Source organism: Paenibacillus sp. R14(2021) (genome assembly GCF_019431355.1).
Classification (GTDB): domain Bacteria; phylum Bacillota; class Bacilli; order Paenibacillales; family Paenibacillaceae; genus Paenibacillus_Z.
This window is the reverse complement of record NZ_CP080269.1, coordinates 5,637,433-5,658,944: the sequence shown is the minus strand read 5'-3', so window position 1 is coordinate 5,658,944 and position 21,512 is coordinate 5,637,433. Positions and strand designations below refer to the sequence as shown.

At 54.6% G+C, this 21,512-nt stretch carries 17 protein-coding genes; 3 read left to right on the top strand and 14 right to left on the bottom strand.

The genetic code is table 11. From position 1 onward, the window contains the following. Nucleotides 1-49: 49 nt before the first annotated feature. The 4 genes from recQ to citZ all read right to left on the bottom strand — a co-directional run bounded on the left by recQ (nt 50) and on the right by citZ (nt 6,019). Entirely contained in the window at nt 50-2,290 is a 2,241-nt protein-coding gene (gene recQ, locus KXU80_RS26235) for a DNA helicase RecQ (protein ID WP_219836022.1), read from the bottom strand. Between the two features lie 91 nt (nt 2,291-2,381). Beyond that, entirely contained in the window at nt 2,382-3,323 is a 942-nt protein-coding gene (gene mdh, locus KXU80_RS26230) for a malate dehydrogenase (RefSeq protein ID WP_219836021.1), read from the bottom strand. A gap of 126 nt (nt 3,324-3,449) precedes the next feature. Beyond that, nucleotides 3,450-4,742, bottom strand: a complete 1,293-nt coding sequence (icd, locus tag KXU80_RS26225; protein WP_219836020.1) for an NADP-dependent isocitrate dehydrogenase — start codon at nt 4,740-4,742, stop codon at nt 3,450-3,452. A 164-nt stretch (nt 4,743-4,906) separates the two neighbouring features. Next, nucleotides 4,907-6,019 carry a citrate synthase gene (citZ, locus tag KXU80_RS26220; RefSeq protein ID WP_219836019.1) on the bottom strand — a complete coding sequence of 371 codons (1,113 nt, stop codon included), beginning with the start codon at nt 6,017-6,019 and terminating at the stop codon, nt 4,907-4,909. A 327-nt stretch (nt 6,020-6,346) separates the two neighbouring features. Here citZ and KXU80_RS26215 point away from each other — a divergent pair, with 327 nt between their 5' ends. Next, nucleotides 6,347-7,876 carry a Ppx/GppA phosphatase family protein gene (locus tag KXU80_RS26215; RefSeq protein WP_219836018.1) on the top strand — a complete coding sequence of 510 codons (1,530 nt, stop codon included), beginning with the start codon at nt 6,347-6,349 and terminating at the stop codon, nt 7,874-7,876. A gap of 11 nt (nt 7,877-7,887) precedes the next feature. On the opposite strand, the gene ppk1 is transcribed toward KXU80_RS26215, so the two are convergent. After that, the gene (ppk1, locus tag KXU80_RS26210) at nt 7,888-9,948 is read right to left on the bottom strand and encodes a polyphosphate kinase 1 (protein WP_219836017.1); all 2,061 of its coding nucleotides are present in this window, start codon (nt 9,946-9,948) and stop codon (nt 7,888-7,890) included. A gap of 197 nt (nt 9,949-10,145) precedes the next feature. Between ppk1 and ytvI the strand changes: the two genes are divergently transcribed. Beyond that, entirely contained in the window at nt 10,146-11,261 is a 1,116-nt protein-coding gene (gene ytvI, locus KXU80_RS26205; protein ID WP_219836016.1) for a sporulation integral membrane protein YtvI, read from the top strand. A 68-nt stretch (nt 11,262-11,329) separates the two neighbouring features. Here ytvI and KXU80_RS26200 read toward each other — a convergent pair whose 3' ends face one another. The 9 genes from KXU80_RS26200 to KXU80_RS26160 all read right to left on the bottom strand — a co-directional run bounded on the left by KXU80_RS26200 (nt 11,330) and on the right by KXU80_RS26160 (nt 21,041). Beyond that, on the bottom strand, nt 11,330-11,722 hold the full coding sequence (locus tag KXU80_RS26200) for an FxsA family protein (RefSeq protein ID WP_219836015.1): 393 nt from the start codon (nt 11,720-11,722) through the stop codon (nt 11,330-11,332). Beyond that, entirely contained in the window at nt 11,723-12,235 is a 513-nt protein-coding gene (locus tag KXU80_RS26195) for an acyl-CoA thioesterase (protein WP_219836014.1), read from the bottom strand. A gap of 80 nt (nt 12,236-12,315) precedes the next feature. Further along, nucleotides 12,316-14,070: a pyruvate kinase gene (pyk, locus tag KXU80_RS26190; RefSeq protein WP_219836013.1), complete on the bottom strand. Its 1,755-nt coding sequence runs from the start codon at nt 14,068-14,070 to the stop codon at nt 12,316-12,318. Between the two features lie 41 nt (nt 14,071-14,111). Then, nucleotides 14,112-15,116, bottom strand: coding sequence for an acetyl-CoA carboxylase carboxyltransferase subunit alpha (locus KXU80_RS26185; RefSeq protein ID WP_219836012.1), 1,005 nt, complete (start codon nt 15,114-15,116; stop codon nt 14,112-14,114). After that, the gene (gene accD, locus KXU80_RS26180) at nt 15,106-15,978 is read right to left on the bottom strand and encodes an acetyl-CoA carboxylase, carboxyltransferase subunit beta (protein WP_219836011.1); all 873 of its coding nucleotides are present in this window, start codon (nt 15,976-15,978) and stop codon (nt 15,106-15,108) included. The genes KXU80_RS26185 and accD overlap by 11 nt, the downstream gene beginning before the upstream one ends. 123 nt (nt 15,979-16,101) lie before the next feature. Beyond that, the gene (locus KXU80_RS26175) at nt 16,102-16,296 is read right to left on the bottom strand and encodes a glutamate decarboxylase (RefSeq protein WP_219836010.1); all 195 of its coding nucleotides are present in this window, start codon (nt 16,294-16,296) and stop codon (nt 16,102-16,104) included. A 161-nt stretch (nt 16,297-16,457) separates the two neighbouring features. Then, nucleotides 16,458-16,967, bottom strand: coding sequence for a phosphatidylglycerophosphatase A family protein (locus KXU80_RS26170; protein WP_219836009.1), 510 nt, complete (start codon nt 16,965-16,967; stop codon nt 16,458-16,460). A gap of 3 nt (nt 16,968-16,970) precedes the next feature. Next, nucleotides 16,971-17,150: a hypothetical protein gene (locus KXU80_RS26165; protein WP_219836008.1), complete on the bottom strand. Its 180-nt coding sequence runs from the start codon at nt 17,148-17,150 to the stop codon at nt 16,971-16,973. Nucleotides 17,151-17,258: 108 nt separating this feature from the next. Beyond that, nucleotides 17,259-21,041: a DNA polymerase III subunit alpha gene (locus KXU80_RS26160; protein WP_219836007.1), complete on the bottom strand. Its 3,783-nt coding sequence runs from the start codon at nt 21,039-21,041 to the stop codon at nt 17,259-17,261. Between the two features lie 141 nt (nt 21,042-21,182). Between KXU80_RS26160 and KXU80_RS26155 the strand changes: the two genes are divergently transcribed. Further along, a complete protein-coding gene (locus tag KXU80_RS26155) occupies nt 21,183-21,509 on the top strand; it encodes a YtrH family sporulation protein (protein ID WP_219836006.1) in 327 nt (108 codons plus the stop codon). Nucleotides 21,510-21,512 lie beyond the last annotated feature (3 nt).

Sequence of the window (21,512 nt, the reverse complement as noted above, 5' to 3'; positions counted from 1 at the left end):
TCATCCTTATAAGTATACTAAAATCAACGTTGCAATACAAAGTAAACGCCTATTCACCCGCAGGCGACAATCCGTGCTTGACCATGACCGCTTTAATGGCAAAATAATCAACCTCGGCCGGAAGCGCTTCTTTGATCGGCTTCAGCTTCCCAGCGCCAAGCTCCTTGATCGTATCCACGATACGCCCTTCAAGCGCTGCGGGGATAAACGCATCCCATGGCAGCTCTTCCCCTTCTTCGCCGCAGCGCAGCAGATGGTTCTCAATCGTAACGCGGCTCATTCCGCGAAGCGCCGCAATGTCGGAGATGGACTGTCCTTCGCTGAATAAGGTCAGCGTCTGCATATGGCTGGACAAGCCTTCAAGCGGGGAAAGCGCGCTGGCAGCCGCAGCAGCAGCGGCCGCTTCCAGTTCGTTCGTTTGCTCGGAGCCGCTGAAGCCTGCTCCAGATGGTAGAGCCGCAGCTGATGATGCATCGCCTCCAGACACGCTTCCAGCCTGACCCTTGAATTGCCGCACGATCGCGATAACGTCATGGCCGTACTTGCTGATTTTGGCTGCGCCTATCCCCTTGACGTTTAAGAGCTGATCCGGGCTGACGGGCTGCCTGTCAGCAATCTCGCGAAGCGCTGCATCGAAGAACAGCATGAACGGCGGCACCTTCTCCCGTGCAGCCGCCTCCCGGCGCCATTCGCGAAGCGCTTCGAACAAGGGCGAATTAACGGCCGATACCGCCGCCCCTGCCGTCTCTCTGCGCTTGGCCGATGCGCTCTGCCTGCGCAGCACGGTCACGCTGCCTTCCAATACAGGCAGCGCATCCGCCGTAAGCGATACGGTCGGGTACTCGCCTTCGCTTATGCGCAGATAGCCTTCCGCAACGAGCCAGTAGAGCAGATCCGTTATATCGCGTTCCGTCCATTGCCGCAGCAGCCCATGCGTCGATAACCGGTCAAAGCCGAATTCGACAATGCGTTTCTCCCGCGACCCCTTTAACACCTTCGCAGCCATGGAGATGCCGAATCTGCCCTTCAGTCGACCCACGCAGGATAACGCTTTGCGCGCATCCTCCGTCGTGTCTACCAATGCGCTTACATCAAGACAATTGCTGCATTTGCCGCATTCCGGCACATCTGCTTCGCCGAAATATTTGACGATGTACTGCAGTAGGCATTTCTCCGTTCGGCTATAATGCATCATCGTGTAGAGCTTGTTCAATTGGACCGTCTTGCGTTCTGGATCTCCCGTGCTCCTGTCGATGAGAAAACGCTGCACCTGCACATCCTGCGGTTCGAACAGCAGGACGCATTCGCTTTCCTCGCCATCGCGCCCCGCGCGCCCGGCTTCCTGATAATACGACTCTACGTCGCCTGGCATCTGCCAATGAATGACATAGCGGACGTTGGGCTTGTCGATGCCCATGCCGAAGGCGTTTGTCGCCACCATCACGCGGTTCTCGTCGAACCGAAACCGCTCCTGCGCATCTGCTCGTTCCTCGTCGTTCAGGCCGCCATGGTATTTGCCTACCGAAACGCCAAGTCGGGACAAGTCCTCGCAAACCTCTTCCGCTTCCTTACGCGTAGCGGTGTAGACGATACCCGATTGATCCGGCCGCTGCTGGACAAAATCGCGGAGGAATTTGCGCTTGTCCGTACCTGTAACGACGGACAGCGTCAAATTCGTTCGCGCGAAGCCTGTTACGAAAATATTCGGCACGCGCAGCCCCAGCATATGCGCGATGTCCTCGGAAACCTCTGGCGTTGCCGTAGCCGTAAAGGCCGCGACGGGCGGCCGGTTGTCAAGACGGCCGATCCAGCCTGCCAGCTGGCGGTAGCTTGGCCTGAAATCATGGCCCCACTGGGAAACACAGTGCGCTTCGTCGATTGCGATAAGCGGGATATGCATCTGCGCGGACAACGATTCAAACATGCCGCTGTCCAGCCGCTCCGGCGCGACGTACAGCAGCTTGTAGGCGCCTTGGGACGTTTGTCTGACGACGTCCCGGTAAGCTGCCGCATCCAGCGAGCTGTTCAAATATGCGGCTGACACGCCCAGCCGGTTCAGCGCATCCACCTGATCCTTCATGAGGGAAATCAGCGGCGAAACGACGATCGTCGTGCCGGGCAGCAGCATCGCAGGGAGCTGGTAACAAATTGATTTGCCCCCGCCAGTCGGCAGAATCGCGAGCGTGTCCTTACCGGACAGCAGGCCATCTATAATATCGCTCTGCCCTTTACGGAAGCTGTCGTAGCCGTATACCTGCTTTAACGTTTGCAGCGCTTCATTGTGGTGCATGCAGCACACTCCTTTATTTGAAAACATGAAGACCCTGACGGATATTCTGTCAGGGTCTCATGTGCTTCATGAGCTAAGTTAGGCTTATGAATCAGCCGTTTACGACTGCGATCACGCCACGAACGGAGTTCGCGGATTTCTCTAGCGCCGCCTTCTCATCGTCCGTCAGCTCAAGCTCGAATACCTTCTCGATGCCGTCACCGCCGAGAATAGCAGGCACGCCCATGAACAAATTATTGTAGCCGTATTCGCCCTGTAAGAGCGCGATTACCGGCGTAATGCGTTTTTTGTCTTTCAGAATCGCTTCGGTCATTTGAACAAGCGACGCAGCAGGCGCATAATACGCACTGCCATTGCCGAGCAGGTTCACGATTTCCCCGCCGCCGACGCGCGTGCGTTGAACGATCGCTTCGATTCGCTCCGCCGATATGAGCTTCTCGATGGGAATGCCGCCGACATTCGAGTACCGGACGAGCGGAACCATGTCGTCGCCGTGACCGCCGAGCACGAAGCCGCGAACGTCTTCTACGGATACGTTAAGCTCCTCGGCGATGAACGTACAGTACCGGGCCGTGTCGAGCACGCCGGATTGGCCGATGACGCGGTTCTTCGGAAAGCCAAGCGCGTTGTAGGCAACATACGTCATCGCATCAACCGGATTCGATAATATGATGACATACGCGTCCGGGCTTGTTGCTTTGATATTTTCGCATACGGATCTTACAATGCCTGCGTTGGTGTTGACCAAATCGTCACGGCTCATGCCCGGTTTGCGGGCAATGCCCGCCGTGATGATAACGACTTGGGAGTCTTTCGTTTCCGCATAGTCGGAAGTACCGGTAATCTTGGCGTCGATGCCTTGCACGGGCGTCGATTCCATCATATCGAGCGCTTTGCCTTTAGTCGGGTTCTCTAATTGGGGGATATCAACTAATACTACATTGCCAAGCTCTTTTTGCGCAAGCATTAAAGCCGTAGTAGCGCCTGTAAAGCCAGCGCCGACAACCGTAATTTTATTCCGTTTAATCGCCATCTCAGAAAGCCTCCTAAAGGTTGTTGACCGCTTAGCGGCCGCGAATCATTGGCATCGAACGCAGGGATAACAAAGGGCAAAGCCCCCTAAAAATCCGCTTCGGAGGGATTTAGGGGGGCTTATGGGCTACAGATTATTGATGATTTCGTCAGCAAATGCCGAACATTTCACTTCAGTAGCGCCTTCCATCAGACGTGCGAAGTCATACGTAACGGTTTTGTTATTGATTGCCGTTTCCAGACCTTTATAGATGGAATCAGCAGCTTCCTGCCAGCCCAGGTGCTCAAGCAGCATGACGCCGGAGAGAATAACCGAGCCCGGATTAACGACGTCCAGATCCGCGTATTTCGGAGCTGTACCGTGCGTTGCTTCGAAAATTGCATGTCCAGTCAAGTAGTTAATGTTCGCTCCTGGAGCGATACCAATACCGCCGACTTGCGCAGCCAGTGCATCAGACAGGTAATCACCGTTCAGGTTAAGTGTTGCGATCACGTCGAAATCCGTTGGACGTGTAAGTACTTGCTGCAGCGCGATATCCGCGATTGCGTCTTTCACGATCAGCTTGCCAGCAGCTTCAGCTTCTTTTTGCGCTTTGTTAGCAGCGTCCGTGCCTTCTGCTTCTTTAATGCGGTCGTATTGACCCCATGTGAAGGTTTGATCCGCGAACTCTTGCTCAGCGACTTCATAGCCCCAGTTCTTGAATGCACCTTCTGTGAATTTCATGATGTTGCCCTTATGAACGAGCGTCAGCGATTTACGGCCGTGTTTCAGTGCGTATTCAATTGCAGCGCGCGCAAGACGTTTCGAGCCTTCTGCTGAAACCGGCTTGATGCCGATACCCGAAGTTTCTGGGAAACGAATTTTGTTAACGCCCATTTCGTTCTGCAGGAAGGAGATTACTTTTTTAACGGCTTCAGAGCCTTCTTGGTACTCGATGCCCGCATAGATATCTTCTGTATTTTCACGGAAAATAACCATGTTTACGAGCTCTGGACGTTTAACCGGGGAAGGCACACCGTCGAAATAACGAACAGGACGCAGGCAGACATACAGATCTAGCTCTTGGCGAAGCGCAACGTTCAGGGAACGGATACCGCCGCCGATCGGCGTAGTCAATGGTCCTTTGATCGCAACGATATATTCGCGGATTGCTGTCAGCGTATCAGCTGGCAGCCATTCACCGTAATTGTTGAATGCTTTCTCGCCGGCGAAAACTTCGTACCAAGCGATTTTCTTCTCGCCGCCGTATGCTTTCTCTACAGCTGCGTCAAGCACGCGTTTGGACGCTTTCCAGATGTCGCGGCCTGTGCCGTCGCCTTCGATGAACGGAATGATTGGATTATTCGGCACTTGAAGGACGCCGTTGTCGATTGTGATTTTGTCGCCTTCAGTAGGCAGAGCGAATTTTTCGAGTTGCATGGTATAAATTCCTCCTAAAATGGTTGTGGGGTCAATAATATTGTTTATCGGTATACATGACTTGACGGGAGCCGAGCGTGCAGCTTAGATGACAGCCGCGCGTCAACACCCCGTCAGAGGCAAGTAGAACCTAGAAGCCTAATTGTATGTTTCGTTCGCTCTTCTTAACGCTGAGCGATCGGCGTTACCTTCTGATCGACTGGTCCTGTGTACTCGGCACGCGGACGGATCAGGCGGTTGTTTTCATATTGCTCCAGGATATGCGCGGTCCATCCCGATGCACGGCTGATCGCGAAGATCGGCGTGAACAGATCGCGGGGAATGCCAAGCGTTGTATACACGGAAGCGGAATAGAAATCGACATTCGGCTTCAGCCCTTTTTGGCCGGTTACCAGCTCTTCGATTTTGACGGACATTTCGTAAAGCTCCATGCTGCCAGTCAGCTTGCCAAGCTCGCGGGACATTTTTTGCAGGTGCTTCGCTCGCGGGTCGCCGTTTTTGTAAACGCGGTGGCCAAAGCCCATGATTTTGTCCTTGTTCGCAAGCTTCGCGTTGATGTAGGACTCCACGTTGGCAAACGAGCCGATTTCTTCGAGCATAACCATAACGGCTTCGTTCGCACCGCCGTGAAGAGGACCTTTCAACGCACCGATCGCAGATGTGATGCCGGAGTAAATATCCGACAGCGTTGCTACCGTGACGCGGGCTGCGAAGGTCGATGCGTTCAATTCGTGGTCGGCATGCAGCACGAGTGCTTGATCCAATGCTTTAACCGCAACTTGCTCAGGCTCTTGTCCTGTCAGCATGTACAAGAAATTGTAGGCGATGGAGACGCCGCTCTTCGGGGCGACCGGCTCTTTGCCTTCGCGGATTCGTGCAAACGCCGCAACCAGTGTCGGGATTTGCGCTTGAATTTTGATGGCCTTCGTAATGTTGGCCTCATGCGACATGTCATTCGCTTGCGCATCGTAGAGCGCAAGGCTGGAAACAGCCGTACGCAGCGCAGCCATCGAATTTGTATTCTTAGGGAAAAGCTTCAGCGCATCCAGTACCCCTGCAGGTACAGCAGCGTATTCGCCCAGTTTATTAAGCAATTCGTTCAGTTCGGATTGGTTCGGAAGCTTGCCGTACCAGAGCAGGTAGGCCACTTCTTCAAAAGAAGCGTTCTCTGCCAAATCGTCAATATCGATGCCGCGATACGTCAGAACGCCGTCGATGATGGAGCTGATCGAGGATGTCGTTGCGACAATACCTTCTAGACCTTTGGTTGCTGTCATGTTTCTCTCTCCTTTTGACACCTTTGTTTTTATAGCTTTATGGAGCAGCAGATAACAATAATTGGATTCGAGTTCCGTATCGTCGCTTTAATCATATCGGATTTCAATCCGGAAGTGAACAAAATAAGACATAAAAATGCTTTATCGGCACCATAAAGGTTTTTTCTGCTTTTGAAAACCGGCCGTTTCCGGGTTATCCTTCAAAGATTTTTCCCAATTTCCCGTCATAATACCCCTGAGAAACAATGCTTTGTTGCCAGGCCATTCAAATGGTAAAATGTGCGGTAGCATGTGAAATCTGCATTATTCCCGTAAGGAGGCTCACCCATGACGGAACAGCGCATCGGCATTATCGATATCGGCTCGAACTCCATCCGCCTCGTCGTGTACGAACGGACCGCCGCCGGCGCCAACCGCGTCATCGACGGCAGCAAACGGGCCGCCCGATTAAGCGAACATTTGGACGACGTTGGCGCCTTAAAAGACGAAACCATAAAAGAATTAGTTGAAATGATTAATCATTTCCGCCTTATCTGCGCGCATCACCGTGCAGGTCAGATCAGAGCCGTCGCTACGGCGGCTGTCCGCAATGCAGCTAACCGCACGTATGTGCTGCAGTGCATCGAATCGGAAACCGGCTTGCCGATCGAGCTCATCAGCGGCGAAGAAGAAGCCAGCTACGGATTTCTCGGCATGATCAACACGATGGCCGTCGAGAACGGCTTCCTCATCGATATCGGTGGCGGCAGCACCGAGGTGTCGTTATTTAAAAACCGCATGCTCGTCCAGTCGGTCTCCTTCCCGTTCGGCTGCGTCAGCCTCACCCGTCAGTTTGCCCGCGGCGGAATGCTGCCGGATCAGCATCTGAAAGAGCTGGAGCAGCATATCGCGGATGCCGTTCAGAAGGAACCGTGGCTCAAATGGTCACCCGGGCTGCCGCTCGTCGGCGTAGGCGGCACGATCCGCGCGATGGGCAAGATCCATCAATCGCTCGTCAAGTATCCGTTCGAAAGCACCCACAACTACCCTATTTCCGGAGAAACCGCGGACGAGCTGTTCGAACAGCTCCGGAAGCTGCCGGTCGAGAAGCGCAAAAACTTCCCGGGCCTTTCCAAGGACCGTGTCGACATCATTGTGCCCGGCATAGCCGTTCTTCGGGCCATCTACCGCGTACTCCATGCAACCCATTATATCATTTGCGGCGCCGGACTTCGAGACGGTCTGTTCTTCTCCACCCGTTTCCCCGATAAGCCAAGGCTGGATAACGTGGTCATGTACAGCGTCAACAATTTAGCCGCGCTCCATCCCGAGGCACCTATGCATCATACTTCGCAGGTCAATCGGGTCGTTCTTCAGCTGTCCGATCTGCTGCTGCCTAAGCTGCAGTCCAGAGACCGAGCCCTGCTCTTCATGGATATCGCCTCGACGCTTCACCGGATCGGTGCCAGCATCGATTATTACGACTACAAGAAGCACACGTTCTATCTCATGATCAATTCGCGTATCAACGGCCTGTCCCATCGTGAGCTGCTCATTTGTTCTGCGGTCGCTTCGTATAAAAGCAAAAACCGCAGCAAACAGGTCGTATCTGCCTTCAAGCCGCTGCTGAATGACGATGACATTGTCATGATCAGCAAGCTCGGTACGCTGCTTCAGCTGGCCATTGCCCTTGACCGCAGCGAAACGCAGGCCATCGGCAGGCTGGATGCCGAGCTAGCGGAAGGCAAGCTCCACCTGCGGGCCGCAAGAGCAGACGGCATGCTGGCGGTGGAGCGCAAGGAAGTCGACGCGCTGGCCAGTGATTTCAAGAAGCTTTGGGGATTCGAGCCGATCTTGCATTCACCGGATCATCATTAAGAAAGCCGCCGTCAACTCTTCCATTTCCGGATATTCGTCGCTTGAAATTGGCTTCGCAGCGGCTGCAGCTCATTGTGAACCGGTTCATAGTTTCCGCTGGACTGCAGCTCGCGCGCCTTCTCGTTATCGTTCAAGTTAAGCTTCAGCACATTCATGAGCGTTCCGCGCAGGCGCGCATCGAATACCGGACACATCAGCTCGATCCGACGGGTCAAATTCCGCGTCATCCAGTCCGCGCTGGACAGGTACACTTCCTCTTCTCCCCCGTTATGGAAATAAATAATCCGGGAATGTTCTAAGAAACGGTCCACGATGCTGATGACTCTAATATTCTCGCTTAAGCCCGGAACGCCCGGGCGCAAGCAGCAGACGCCGCGCACGATCAGCTCAATCCGAACGCCCGCCTTCGAAGCCTCGTACAGCTTGTCGATCATCTCCTGATTTGACAGGCTGTTCATTTTGGCGATGATATGCGCCGGCTTCCCTTCCGCAGCATGTGCTTTCTCCCGCTCAATCAACCCGAACAGCTTCTGTCTTAGGTCCGTCGGCGCAACGCCGAATGCTTTCCATTCGTAAGGAGACGAGTACCCTGTCACCTCGTTGAATAATGCCGACGCGTCGGCACCGATGACAGGATGCGACGTAAACAATCCGATGTCGGTATACAGCTTAGCCGTACTGTCGTTGTAATTGCCAGTGCCCACATGCACATACCGGCGCAGCATGCCCTGTTCCCGGCGAACCACAAGCGTAATTTTGGCATGGGTTTTAAGACCTACAAGCCCGTACACGACATGGCAGCCCGCCTTCTCGAGCTGGCGTGCCCAAGCAATGTTGCGCTCTTCGTCAAACCGCGCTTTCAGCTCTACGACGACCGTCACTTGTTTGCCTGCTTCCGCTGCCATGGCAAGCGCTTGAACGAGGGCCGATTGACCACTGACCCGATACAGCGTCATTTTGATTGCGAGCACATTAGGATCATTTGCTGCATCCATAACGAAATCAGTTACTGCCTCGAAGGATTCATAGGGATGATACAAGAGCACATCCTCCTGTCGGAGGACCGCGAACATGTCTTCTTCCCGCTCGAACTCAAGCGGATAGACAGGCTCGATACGCTCGTAGCGCAAATTTTCGTAACCGTCGAGAGAACCTGCGAAACGCATGAGGAAGCTGAGATCAAGGGGGCCGTCGATTTCGAACAAGTTCTCCCCCTGCTCCAGCTCTTCCTTCAGCATTTGCAACGAATAGGGGTGCATGCCCTTACCGTATTCAAGACGAACAGGAAGCCCCCAGCGCCGGCGGCGCAGCTCCTTCTCAATCTCCTCGAGCAAGTCCTCGGCGCCCTCTTCATTGAGCGTCAAGTCGGCATTTCGCGTTAAACGAAACGGATCCACCGATATCGTCGTATAGCCATTAAATAACGTATTGATATGCCGCTCGATCAGATCCTCAAGAAGCACGAACTCATGCTTCTTGCTATTGACCCGCCCCGGCACCGGAACGAACCGCTGCAGGATGGAAGGCACCTGCACGATGGCGAAGAACGGCTCTTCCTCTATCTCGTGCTGCTCGCCCCGTCCCAGAAGTACCGACAAATAAAGCTCTTTCGTATGCAGCAGCGGAAACGGCCGGCTCTGGTCGACCGCCATCGGGGTCAAAACTGAGAAAACAATCGTATGGAAATATTCATCAACCGCTTTAAGCTGCTGCGGATTCAATTCATCGATACTCCGGAAGCAAATCCCTTCCCGGGACAAGCCCCGCAATACTTCGCGGTAGGTCCGGTATTGGTCGGAGACCATTTGAACGGTTCGCTTCATCAGCCGCTTCCATAGACCAGCAGGCGTGTAGCCCGTAAAATCCTTCTTGGTGTAGCCCGCCTTCATCTGATCCTGAATGCCCGCAACGCGAACACTCATGAATTCATCCAGATTGCTGGACACGATGGCAAGAAACTTCGCGCGCTCCAGCAGCGGATTACCGGGATCCTGTGCTTCTTCCAGCACTCTGCGATTGAACTCGACCCAGCTCAAGTCGCGGTTTACGTATGGGGACAGTAATTTATTCATCGGTCTGGGATCCTCCTGATTGTCGTATATGCCAATTATGTAGGTATAATGTTTGTTTCATATTAAAGGTTTGTAAACACATCGTAAACGGCGTCGACTCAATACTTATTTTTTGGTAAAAGCCATACTCCCTATGCTACAATTATACAATAAGTATGAGGAGTAATCGGCCGCTTAGAACATGGAGGAGTGACTGTATGGATCGTGTCATTTGGAAACGAGTTTGGCGTGCCTTGCTCGTGCTCGCTCTGCTGGCAGCGTTCGTGCTGGCCGTCATTTTCGTTACCCCGCTCGTATACCCTTTTCTGCTCGGCTGGCTGCTGGCCTATGCGATTAATCCTATTGTCAATCTTCTTCACCATAAATTAAAAATCCCACGCTGGATTAGTGTATCTTTCAGTTTGCTTCTATTCGTCGCTGCGATGCTTACGATTGTATCCGCGCTCGTGACGCGCATCGTGGTGGAGATCATCACGCTGTCCAAATCGCTCACCAGCAATATCGATTGGTGGCGTGATCAGTTCGAACTGATCGTCGCGAAACCCGAAATTCAGGATCTCATCGTGAAGCTGACTTCCTTCTATCAGGATAATCCCAATTATCAGGAGACGATCAACTCTCGGATTTCTGATACCGCTGACTTGGTCACGACGACGAGTACCAATATTATAACCTATTTTCTCAACGGGATCGTCAGCATCATCACATCCTTGCCGAACGTTGCTACTATTTCGGTCGTCGTGCTGCTCGCTGCGTTCTTCATCGGTAAAGACTGGAACCTGCACCTGAGGCGATTGACGAATTGGTTCCCGACTCAAATCAGGCAGTCCGTCTCGGCCGTTTGGCTCGATCTTAAGAAAGCGCTGTTCGGTTATTTACGCGCGCAGTTCATCATGATTTCGATTACGGCTGTCGTCGTAACTGTCGGGCTTTTAATCATTGGTGTACATTATGCCGTGACGATCGGAATGCTGATCGGTCTGGTGGATTTGCTCCCTTATCTGGGAGTTGGCGCAGCCATGATCCCATGGATTCTATACACGTTCATCTACGGCAATGTCACGCTCGGCATCGAGCTCTCCATTCTGTACGGCGTCATTCTTGTCGCCCGCCAAACGCTGGAGCCTAAAGTGCTGGCAAGCAGCGTCGGCTTGGATCCGCTCCCTACGCTGATCGCCATGTTCGTAGGCTTGAAGCTGTTTGGCGTTCTAGGCCTCATTATCGGTCCGGTGTCGCTCGTCATTCTATCAGCCATTCAAAAGGCCAACGTCTTCAAGGATCTATACTGGTTCATTGTCCGAGGAACGAAGTGAACGGAAGGATATCGCATCATCTACATAACAAAGACCTGCTGATCGTCCACGGTCAGCAGGTCTTCGCTTTATCTTCTGCGCATTACAAACGATCCATTGCGCAGCTTCTTCTCCAGCCACCTCAGCATCACTACTCTGTAGAAGGGCCGTGTAATCGGCAAAAGGAGCGTAACGCCGACGATGTCGGAGAAGAATCCCGGCATAAGCAGGAGCAGCCCGCCTGCAAGAACGCAAATGCCGTTCAGCATGGCATGCCCTGGGGGTCTACCGCTTTGCAGCTGCGTTTGGACATCAATGTACGCTTTGCGTCCTTCCGACTTGGCCAGCTGAGCGCCAGCAAATCCCGTTAGCAAAATCAATCCGAATGTTGGCCATCCCCCAATGAGATGCCCCATCCGAATAATGCCCCACATTTCCACCGCCGGAATGATAATGATTGCCGCAACCAGCCATTTCAGCATTTAGAATCTCTCCTTCGGGACCGGCAACGCGCCTGTCGCTGCAGATTGTAACAGCTCATACAGCTCCGGAATGGCTTTGTCCAGCCTCGACGGCTTCCAATCCCGGTTGACCCACACATGCCGGGTACCTCCTTTAACAAGCAGCTTCCCTGGCGGCTCCGCACGCTGCCAGAACGTCGGGAAGACTTCTCCTTCTTCGATTAACCGAACCTCAGACCGGAATGACATCCGAATCGGAGAGAAATCTTCTATTGTTGTGCATACAAGCACGCAGTCATCGTAACGCGCAGGCGATACATACTTGCAGTCCAAATCAATAACCGGGAGCAGCATGCCTTGCTTCTCGATCGATGCATACGACATTCCCAGTGCCCGTACAATCTCTGTTCGGCCAATTTCAAACCAATTCACATAATTGCCGTAGAAGACGACGCCCATGCCATCGTTCTCCTGGTATCTCACCCGCAGCGGGTGCAAGTGCCACAGGGTCTTCGAGCCTGCTTCTTCCGTCATTGGTACATCCCCCTTATTTGAACGAAAAGCGACAGCGCCGCAGCGCCATCGCTTCTCTATACGTTGCTCCATGTCAGGAGTTACATCACTTTAGCTTGTCCGGAGTAAATGACGCCCACTTCTGCATAAACCGTTACTTCCGTGCCGTCCTGCAGCAGTTCAAGCGCATTCTGAACGCCAAGAATGACCGGAATGCCAAGGTTCAGCGCAACGATTGCCGCATGGCTTGTGATACCGCCCTGCTCCGTAATGACTGCCGCCGCTTTCTGAATGGCCGGCATATATTCGCGGTCTGTGGAATACGTCACGAGAATGGAGCCTTCCGTCGTTTTGGCAATCGCTTCTTGCGGCGAGCGTGCTACGACGACTTTGCCTGTCGCGCTTTGGCTGCCAATGCCTTGACCTTTAGCGATCATTTCGCCGAGCGTATGAATCTTGATCAGGTTCGTGGAGCCGGAACGGCCAACCGGGACACCAGCCGTAATAATGACCGTATCGCCGAGCTTCACAAGCCCGGAATTGATGCCGCCCTGAACGGCGATATCGAACATTTCATCCGTCGTCTCGGCTGGCGTGCCAAGCACCGGAATAACGCCCCAGATGAGAGCCAGACGGCGCATAACCTGCTCAACCGGCGTAACAGCGATAACCGGCGATTTAGGACGATATTTGGAAACCATCCGTGCGGTATAGCCGCTCTCCGTGGAAGTAATGATCGCACGCGTATTCAACTCAAGCGCCGAATTCGCAACGGCCTGGCTGATCGCTTCCGTGACTGTCGATTGCTGCGCGCTGGCTTGCTTCGTAAAAATCTCGCGGTAGTCCAGCGCGGATTCTGCGCGAACCGCGATGCGGGACATCGTTTGCACCGATTCTACCGGGTATTTACCCGCCGCAGTCTCGCCGGAGAGCATGATCGCATCCGTACCGTCGAAGATCGCGTTCGCAACGTCGCTTGCTTCTGCGCGTGTCGGGCGCGGGTTGCGCTGCATGGAATCCAGCATTTGCGTTGCCGTAATGACGGGCTTGCCCACGCGGTTACATTTTTGAATCATTTGCTTCTGAACGAGCGGTACTTCTTCTGCCGGGATTTCAACACCCAAGTCGCCCCGCGCAACCATGAGGCCGTCGGAAACTTCAAGAATTTCGTCGAGGTTATCTACACCCTGCTGGTTCTCGATCTTCGAAATAATTTGAATATGGCTGGCGTTATGTTTCTCCAGCAGTTCGCGAATTTCAAGCACGTCCGTTGCTTTACGAACGAACGAAGCAGCGATGAAGTCGACGCCTTGCTGGATACCGAATACGATATCGCCGGCGTCTTTCTCGGTAATGCCTGGAAGCGAAATATGCACGCCGGGAACGTTAACGCCTTTCTTGCTCTTAATGGGGCCGCTGTTGACGATACGGCATTTGATTTCCGTGCCGCTTACTTCTTCAACTGTCAGTCCGATCAGACCGTCATCAATGAGAATCGTAGAGCCCACTTGTACGTCTGCAGGCAGGTTGGAGTAAGTAACCGGAATGCGGTCGCGATCACCCAAAATTTCTTCCGTCGTCAGCGTGATCGTTTCGCCTTGGTTCAGCTCGATCGGCTCTTCTTTCAGCTTGCCGAGGCGGATCTCAGGACCTTTCGTATCCAGCAGGATTGCAACGGTTTTACCCAGCTCCCGACACGCTTGACGAATGTTCTTGATGCGGTTGCCGTGCTCTTCAAAATCACCGTGCGAGAAGTTAAGGCGAGCTACGTTCATGCCCGCGTTGATCAACTTCTTCGTGTTTTCCAGCGACTCGCTGGACGGTCCAATCGTACATACAATTTTAGTTTTGCGCATGAGTAATTTCCCAACCTCCGTGGTTACGTTCACATTTATAGTTATACTTGTGCAGATTCAGTTTCTTGAATCGGTTCGTTTACAGCCGGCTCAGGAGAGCGGTACGCGCCGACCTTGCGGAATTTATTGTAGCGGTCCACGACGAGCTCGTCTGCGGACATGCCGGACAATTCGTCCAGATGGCGCAGCAGCGCTTCCTTGATCAGCTCGGACTGCACCGCCAAATCACGGTGCGCGCCTCCCTGAGGCTCCTCGATGATTTCCTCAATAATACCGAAGCCGAGCAAATCGTTTGCCGTAATTTTCATCACTGCGGCTGCTTCGTCCGCGCGGCCTGCATCTTTCCACAGTATGGAAGCTGCACCGTTCGGAGAAATAGCCGAATATATCGCATTTTCCAGCATAAGAACGCGGTTGCCTACACCTAGTGCAAGTGCGCCGCCGCTGCCGCCTTCGCCAATGACCACACAAATAATGGGCACGCCGAGCAGTGCCATTTCGCGCAAATTACGCGCAATCGCCTCCGATTGACCGCGTTCCTCCGCCGTATTGCCGGGATATGCGCCCTTCGTATCAATAAACGTCACGATCGGACGACCAAACTTGTTTGCCTGCTGCATCAATCGAAGCGCCTTGCGGAATCCTTCCGGATGAGGGCTCCCGAAGAAACGGGCAATGTTATCCTTCGTGTCTTTCCCCCGCTGATGGCCGATAACCGTCACCGGTACACCATTTAACTTCGCCAAACCGCCTACGATCGCCAGATCGTCCGCGAACAGACGATCACCGTGAAGCTCGATGAAATCAGTAAAGATCGTCCCTATGTAATCCAGAGACGTAGGGCGGCCATGATGGCGCGCCAAATGCATTTTCTGTGCAGGCGTCAGCTCATTGTATAGATCTTCCTGCAGCTGTTTACAGCGTTCCTCCAAAAGGGAAATTTCATCGCTGAAATCGATGCCCGATTCTTGGCCGAACTTCTTCAATTCTTCGATCTTCTTTTGCAGCTCGTTCAGCGGCTTCTCAAACGGCAGCTCACCCGCCATTGATAATTTCCCCCTTTACCGAATGCATATCAAGCAATTTCGTGAGCATGGACTTCATCTCTTTGCGATGCACGACTTTATCCAGCTGGCCGTGCTGCAGGTTGAATTCTGCCGTTTGGAAATTGTCCGGCAGCTTCTGGCGAATCGTCTGCTCGATAACGACGCGGCCGGCAAAACCGACAAGCGCGCCGGGCTCGGCCAAATTGAAGTCGCCGAGCATTGCAAAGCTGGCGGATACGCCGCCTGTCGTTGGATCAGTCATAACGGAAATATAAAGCCCGCCGCCGCCTTGGAATCTTGCAAGGGCAGCGCTTGTTTTCGCCATCTGCATCAAGCTTAGAATACTCTCTTGCATCCGAGCGCCGCTTGAGGTCGAGAAAATAATAAGCGGCAGCTTCTTCTCATGGGCTTGTTCGATCGCGCGCGTAATTTTCTCGCCGACGACAGATCCCATGCTGCCCGCAAAGAAATCAAAGCTCATGAAAGCGGCAACGACCGGCAGGCCGCCGATCGTCCCCTCTCCCGTAATAACCGCATCTGTCAAGCCGGAGCTCTTCTTCTGCGCTTCCACTTTGCCGGCGTAACCTGGAAATCCAAGCGGATCTTCCGAGGAAAGCTCGGCGTCGAATTCCGTCAAACGGCCTTCATCGAGCGTAATCGCGATCCGTTCCCAGGCGCTGAGACGGAAATGATGTCCGCAGCTCGGGCAAACCTTGAGATTCTTTTCGACTTCTTTGCTAAATTGGATATTGCCGCACTTCGGGCATTTGGACATCAAGCCTTCCGGAATCTCCGGCTTCGTACGCGGCTGGCCCGAAGGAATCGTGGCATATTTTTTTTTATGGAATAAGTCCTTGAACACGAGTGACACCTCTTTGGGGGCGCATATAGTTGGGAACGCATTTCGTTTATTCGTTTCTTTTTTGCGCATGGGAACGCATACCGTTTATTCGTTACTTTATTTGCGCTTGGAAACGCAGTTGAATCAACGTTGCGAATGTAAAATGTTGTTTAACACTTCCTGCACTTCCTCCAGTTCGCCTGATGGGACCAATATTTCGTATTGCTGCTTCGAAACGTTTATCGGTCGAATCTTCACGAGAAACCCTTCTTGGGTTAGCCGGTTTTTAATGCTCTCCGCAATTTTTGCCGTAGGCGCGATATAGATAACCGTCCACATGAAGGAACCTCCTGAGCGTTGGTAAAAAAGATCATCTTATCGCATGGTTGACCATGGCCGCACTATAAACTCACGTTATCTGGGCATATGATGTCATAATGATACCATATCTTTAGATTCCCTCGCAACGCCGCACACCATGGCGCTCTACTGGAAGCATCCTATTCCTGGAATTCGCTAGCAATATCCGCCGCCTCATAGCGATTCGCTTTCGGATCCTGATGGGCAATCCGAGCAGATGCAGCCGCTGCCAGCCCAGCGACTAGATCATCGAGAAAGACATGAACATGCTTGCCCTTCTCGTTCAGCTTGCGAATAATGCCCGGCTTAACTTTATCGAGATAGCCGAAGCTGGTAAGTCCGATCATCCCGTATACGTTCGTGATCCCTAGCGCGAGCGTCTCATCCACGCCGTAAAGTGATTCATCCGCTTCCATAATGGACTGCAGCGGATCCGGGAGCAGCTTCTGCTCCGCGAGCTCATCCAGCGCAATGCCAGTAAATAGCACATACTGCACCTCGCGCTTGCTGAGCACATGCAGGACGCTCTCTTCACATTCTTGGTAAGTGAGGTCCGGATTATAGGGGCGTTGCAGCGAAAAAACGATATCCGCCACATCGCTTATCGAAACCCCGCGTCTATTCAGCCAATTCTCCATCTTCGACGACATTATTCATCCCCCCGCATCAGCTTGTACGAATCGGACGGTCCTCGCGGACAGCCATCTCCGGTAACCAGCCTCCCGCACAAGCGGCGAAAATACGAAACTGTCAGGATGAAACTTGCGCTTTCCATAGGAAGCCGCATAGGTTTCATCCGCTAGAAATAGAAGAAAAGCACGAATCAGCTCCATGCCTTCCCATACTTCTTGTTAGATTAGCTCCGTGTCTCCTAAATGTATGCGGAGGTTTCCAAACATGTGCATCCTGGCCGAACTGCAGGTCATTTTCATAAAAGGTTATTATTTGACGATCGCCGAGCCCCTGCCGAAGATCGCTTCAATCTGCAGCAGCAGCGGCTGCGAAGGCTTCACCCGGAAGGCTTCGCTCAGCACGACCGTCCGGCCTTCGCGTTCGTAGAACAGCACGGTTTCTAACGGACCCGTGCTCCCCGTCAGCAGTGCCTTCAGTTTCTCCAAGGCTGCGGAATCCTCGCGGCCTGCGGCGATCTTAACGTAGAGCCGCTGGATGCGCTTGGCCGGCGAAGCGGCAGGCTTCGCTGCCGCCATGGCACCCGGCGCGGCTTGGCCAGCGGCACGGCTCCGCTGCGCGGCGGACTGGCCGCTCGCTGCAGAGGCTCTGCCCGCGCGGCCCTCCGGCGGCGTGCTGGCCGCAGCGCCGGTAGGCTTCGGCGCACCACCGGCCGCCGAAGCCTCGGCCTTGCCGCCGCCAGCTGCGGGCGCTGCGCCACCGGCAGCCCTGCTCGCCGCAGCCGGCGGCGCAGACCTGCCGCCTCCGGCGCTGTCACGCGCGGCGCGCGTATGTGCCTGCCATAGCAGCCGCTGCACCTTCGCCGCCAAATCCTTCGGCACGGCGCCGCCCGTCATGCCGCCGCTGCCGAGGGCAATCACATCCTCGATCAGCAGCTTGTAATCTTCGTCCTGATGCTGCACGTTCACAAGCATAATGATCAGCTGCCCAGGCTCCAGCAGCTGTTCGTGCCGCTTCCAAATCGTTGGAAAAGCGACCGCTTCTACGCGCATGATCCGGTCCTCGATTTCGAGAAAAGCCATTGCCTGGCCTTTGCGCGTCGTAAAGGGCTTCTGCGAAACCACCATCGCCGCCGTGACGGCAAACGAGCCCTCAGGCACTTCCGCAAGATCAACAAGCCGGTCCAGCGCCAAGCCCTCGAGCTCAGCCTCGTAATCGTCCAGCGGGTGACCGGACAAATACATGCCGAGCAGCTCCCGCTCCAGCGCAAGCAGCTGGCCCGTTGTAAATGGACGGACCTCCGGCAGCTCCACGTCCCAGTTCTGCACCTCATCGAAACCGAACAGCTCGATCTGCAGCTCCTCCCGTTCCTTGCGCCATTTCAACGCCGCTTCCACCGTTTCGTCAAGCACGGCAATGAGCTGCGCCCGGTGCGCGCCGAGCGAATCGCAGGCGCCTGCTTGAATGAGCGATTCCAGCACCCGCTTGTTCACGACACGCAGATCGACGCGGCGGCACAAATCGAGCAGGCTCTCGAATGGACGAACCGCCCGTTCCTTGAGCAGCGAATCGATAGCCTGCGTGCCGACGTTCTTGATGGAAGCAAGTCCGAAGCGGACCGCGCCGTTTACCGGCGTGAACGTTACGCTGCTCTCGTTCACATCCGGAGCCAGCACCTCAATGCCCATGCGGCGGCATTCATCCACGTATTCGGCCGTCTTCCGCTGATTGCCCGTAACGGAAGCCAGCATGGACGCCATGAACGGCACGGGATGATTGGCCTTCAGCCAGGCCGTCTGAAAAGCCAGCACGCCGTAGGCAGCGGCATGCGCGCGCGGAAAGCCATAATCCGCGAACCGAACGATCATATCATAGACCGTATTGGCGTCCGCCTCTACATACCCCTGCGCCAAGCTGCCGCTGACGAAATGTGCGCGCTGTTCGTCCAGCACCTCGCGCTTCTTCTTCGATACCGCGCGGCGCAGCAGATCGGCCTCTCCGAGCGAGAAGCCCGCCATGGACGAAGCGATCTGCATGATTTGTTCCTGGTAGACGATAATCCCGTACGTATCCGCCAGAATCGGCTCAAGCGACGCATGCGGATACTCCACTTCAACGACGCCGTGCTTGCCCGCGATATACTTCGGAATGAATTCCATTGGACCTGGACGATACAGCGCGAGTACCGACACGATGTCCTCGAACTGCGTCGGCTTCAAATCTCGCAGCACGCGCCGAACGCCTGCGGACTCCAGCTGGAAGATCCCCGTCGTTTCGCCGCGCGTCAGCATCGCGTACGTCGCCGGATCATTATCTGGAATATATCGAAAATCTACCGTAATGCCGTATTGGCGCTTCACCCAGTCGAGCGCCCGCTCCAGAATGGACAGCGTTCGCAAGCCGAGAAAATCCATCTTCAGCAGGCCGACCGCTTCCAGATTCTCCATGGAATACTGCGTCAACGCCGTTCCTTCGCCGCCTGCCTGCAGCGGCACGTAATTCGTCAAAGGCTCGCCGGAAATGACTACGCCGGCCGCATGAGTCGAAGCGTGCCGCGGCATGCCTTCTACCTTCAGCGCCATGCGCAGCAGATCGGCCGTCTTCGGCTGCCGCTCCGACGCTTCGCGCAGATCGGAGCTGATCCGCAGCGCCTCCTCGAGCGAAATGCCAAGCTGGTTCGGGATGAGCTTCGCCGCGCGGTCCACCTCAGCGAACGGAACCGCCATGGCTCGGCCGACGTCGCGAACGGCGGCTTTCGCTGCCATCGTGCCGAACGTGATGATTTGGGCGACATGCTCATCGCCGTATTTCGCTGAGACATAGCTGATAACCTCGTCCCGGCGCTCATCGTTGAAGTCAATATCGATATCGGGCATCGTAATCCGCTCAGGGTTCAGAAACCGCTCGAACAGCAGCTTGTATTTGAGCGGATCGACGTCCGTAATGTTCAGCGTGTAGGCAACGAGGCTGCCTGCCGAGGAGCCCCGCCCCGGCCCCGTTCGAATGCCCTGCTCATGCGCAAACCGGATGAAATCCCATACGATCAGGAAATAATCGCTGAAGCCCATATTTTCGATGACGGACAGCTCGTAACGAAGACGGTCCACCGCGCGCTGCCGCACCGCTTCATCCGTCGTCCACGCCGGATCTCCGGCATAGCGGGATTCAAGGCCTTCCGTGCAGAGCGCCTCCAAATAGACCGATGAAGTCATGCCGGCCGGAATGGGATGGAACGACGGCAGCAGCGCGCGCCCGAACGTAAGCTCAAGCGCGCATTTGCCGGCGATTTCACCGCTGCGGCGCACGGCGTCCGGCGCTTGCCGGAACTGCAGCGCCATCTCCTCTGCGCTCTTCAAATACATCTGATCCGTCAGCATTTGGAGGCGGTCGTCGTCCTCCACCGTCTTACCCGTGCCGATGCAGATCAGCACGTCCTGCACCGCCGCGTCGGAAGGCTGCAAATAATGCACGTCATTCGTAGCGACAGTCGGAATGCCGGTTGCTTCCGCCAGCGCGAGCGTCGCCTGCAGCACTTTTTTCTGCTCCAGCATGCCGTGATCCTGAAGCTCCAAGTAGAAATCCTCGCCGAAGATCGATTCATAACGCCTTGCGGATCGAAGCGCCTCATCATGCCGGTCGTGCAGCAAATGCTGCGCAATCTCGCTGCCGAGGCAAGAGCTGAGACAGATCAGTCCTTCCGCATGCTGCCTAAGCACCTCGAAATCGATTCGCGGTTTATAGTGAAAGCCCTCTAAGTGGCCGATTGAGCTCAATTTCATTAAATTGCGATACCCCGTCTCGTTCTTCGCGAGCAGGATCAGGTGATAGATCGGATTATCCTTGCGCGCGCCCTTGTCGAAGCGCGAGCCTGTCGTCAAATAAACCTCGCAGCCGATAATCGGCTTGATTCCGCGCGCCAGGCAGGCTTTATAAAAGGGAACCGTGCCGTACATGACGCCGTGGTCCGTCAGAGCTAGCGCCTTCATGCCCTGCGATGCCGCAGCTTCCACCAAATCCTTAATTCGGGCAGCCCCGTCCAAGAGGCTGAATTCGCTATGAACGTGTAAATGGACAAACTCGTGTTCGCCGCTCATCGCTATTCCTTCTTTCTATCGTAACGCGCATCATTTCTATCATTTTATCATATTGCCGCCCTGCCCGCCCATAGAATGGATTATGGGGCGGACGAGCATGGGCTCGATTCCTCCCTAAACAAGCGAAGGGAGCAAGCAATCATGGAATCCTTCTTGTCTAAAGCAACCATCGATTTCTTCATTGCCTTCGGCGTCGTATTCGGCGGCTCCATGCTGGCCGGCATGGGGGCCGTCTTCGTGCTGACTGCGCCCGCAGCGGTTATGGTGGATACCGCATTGCGATTAAAAATATGGGCGCTCGTCGCGGCGGTCGGCGGTACGATCGATCCCATGCGAGCCATTGAGAGCAATATGATGGAAGGTCATTTATCGCTTGTCGTGGTGCAAATCGCCTATATTCTCTGCGCATTCCTCGGGGCGCATATGGGAACGGAGCTTATTCGCTGGCTGTGCAGAGGGGCGGTCTAGCCC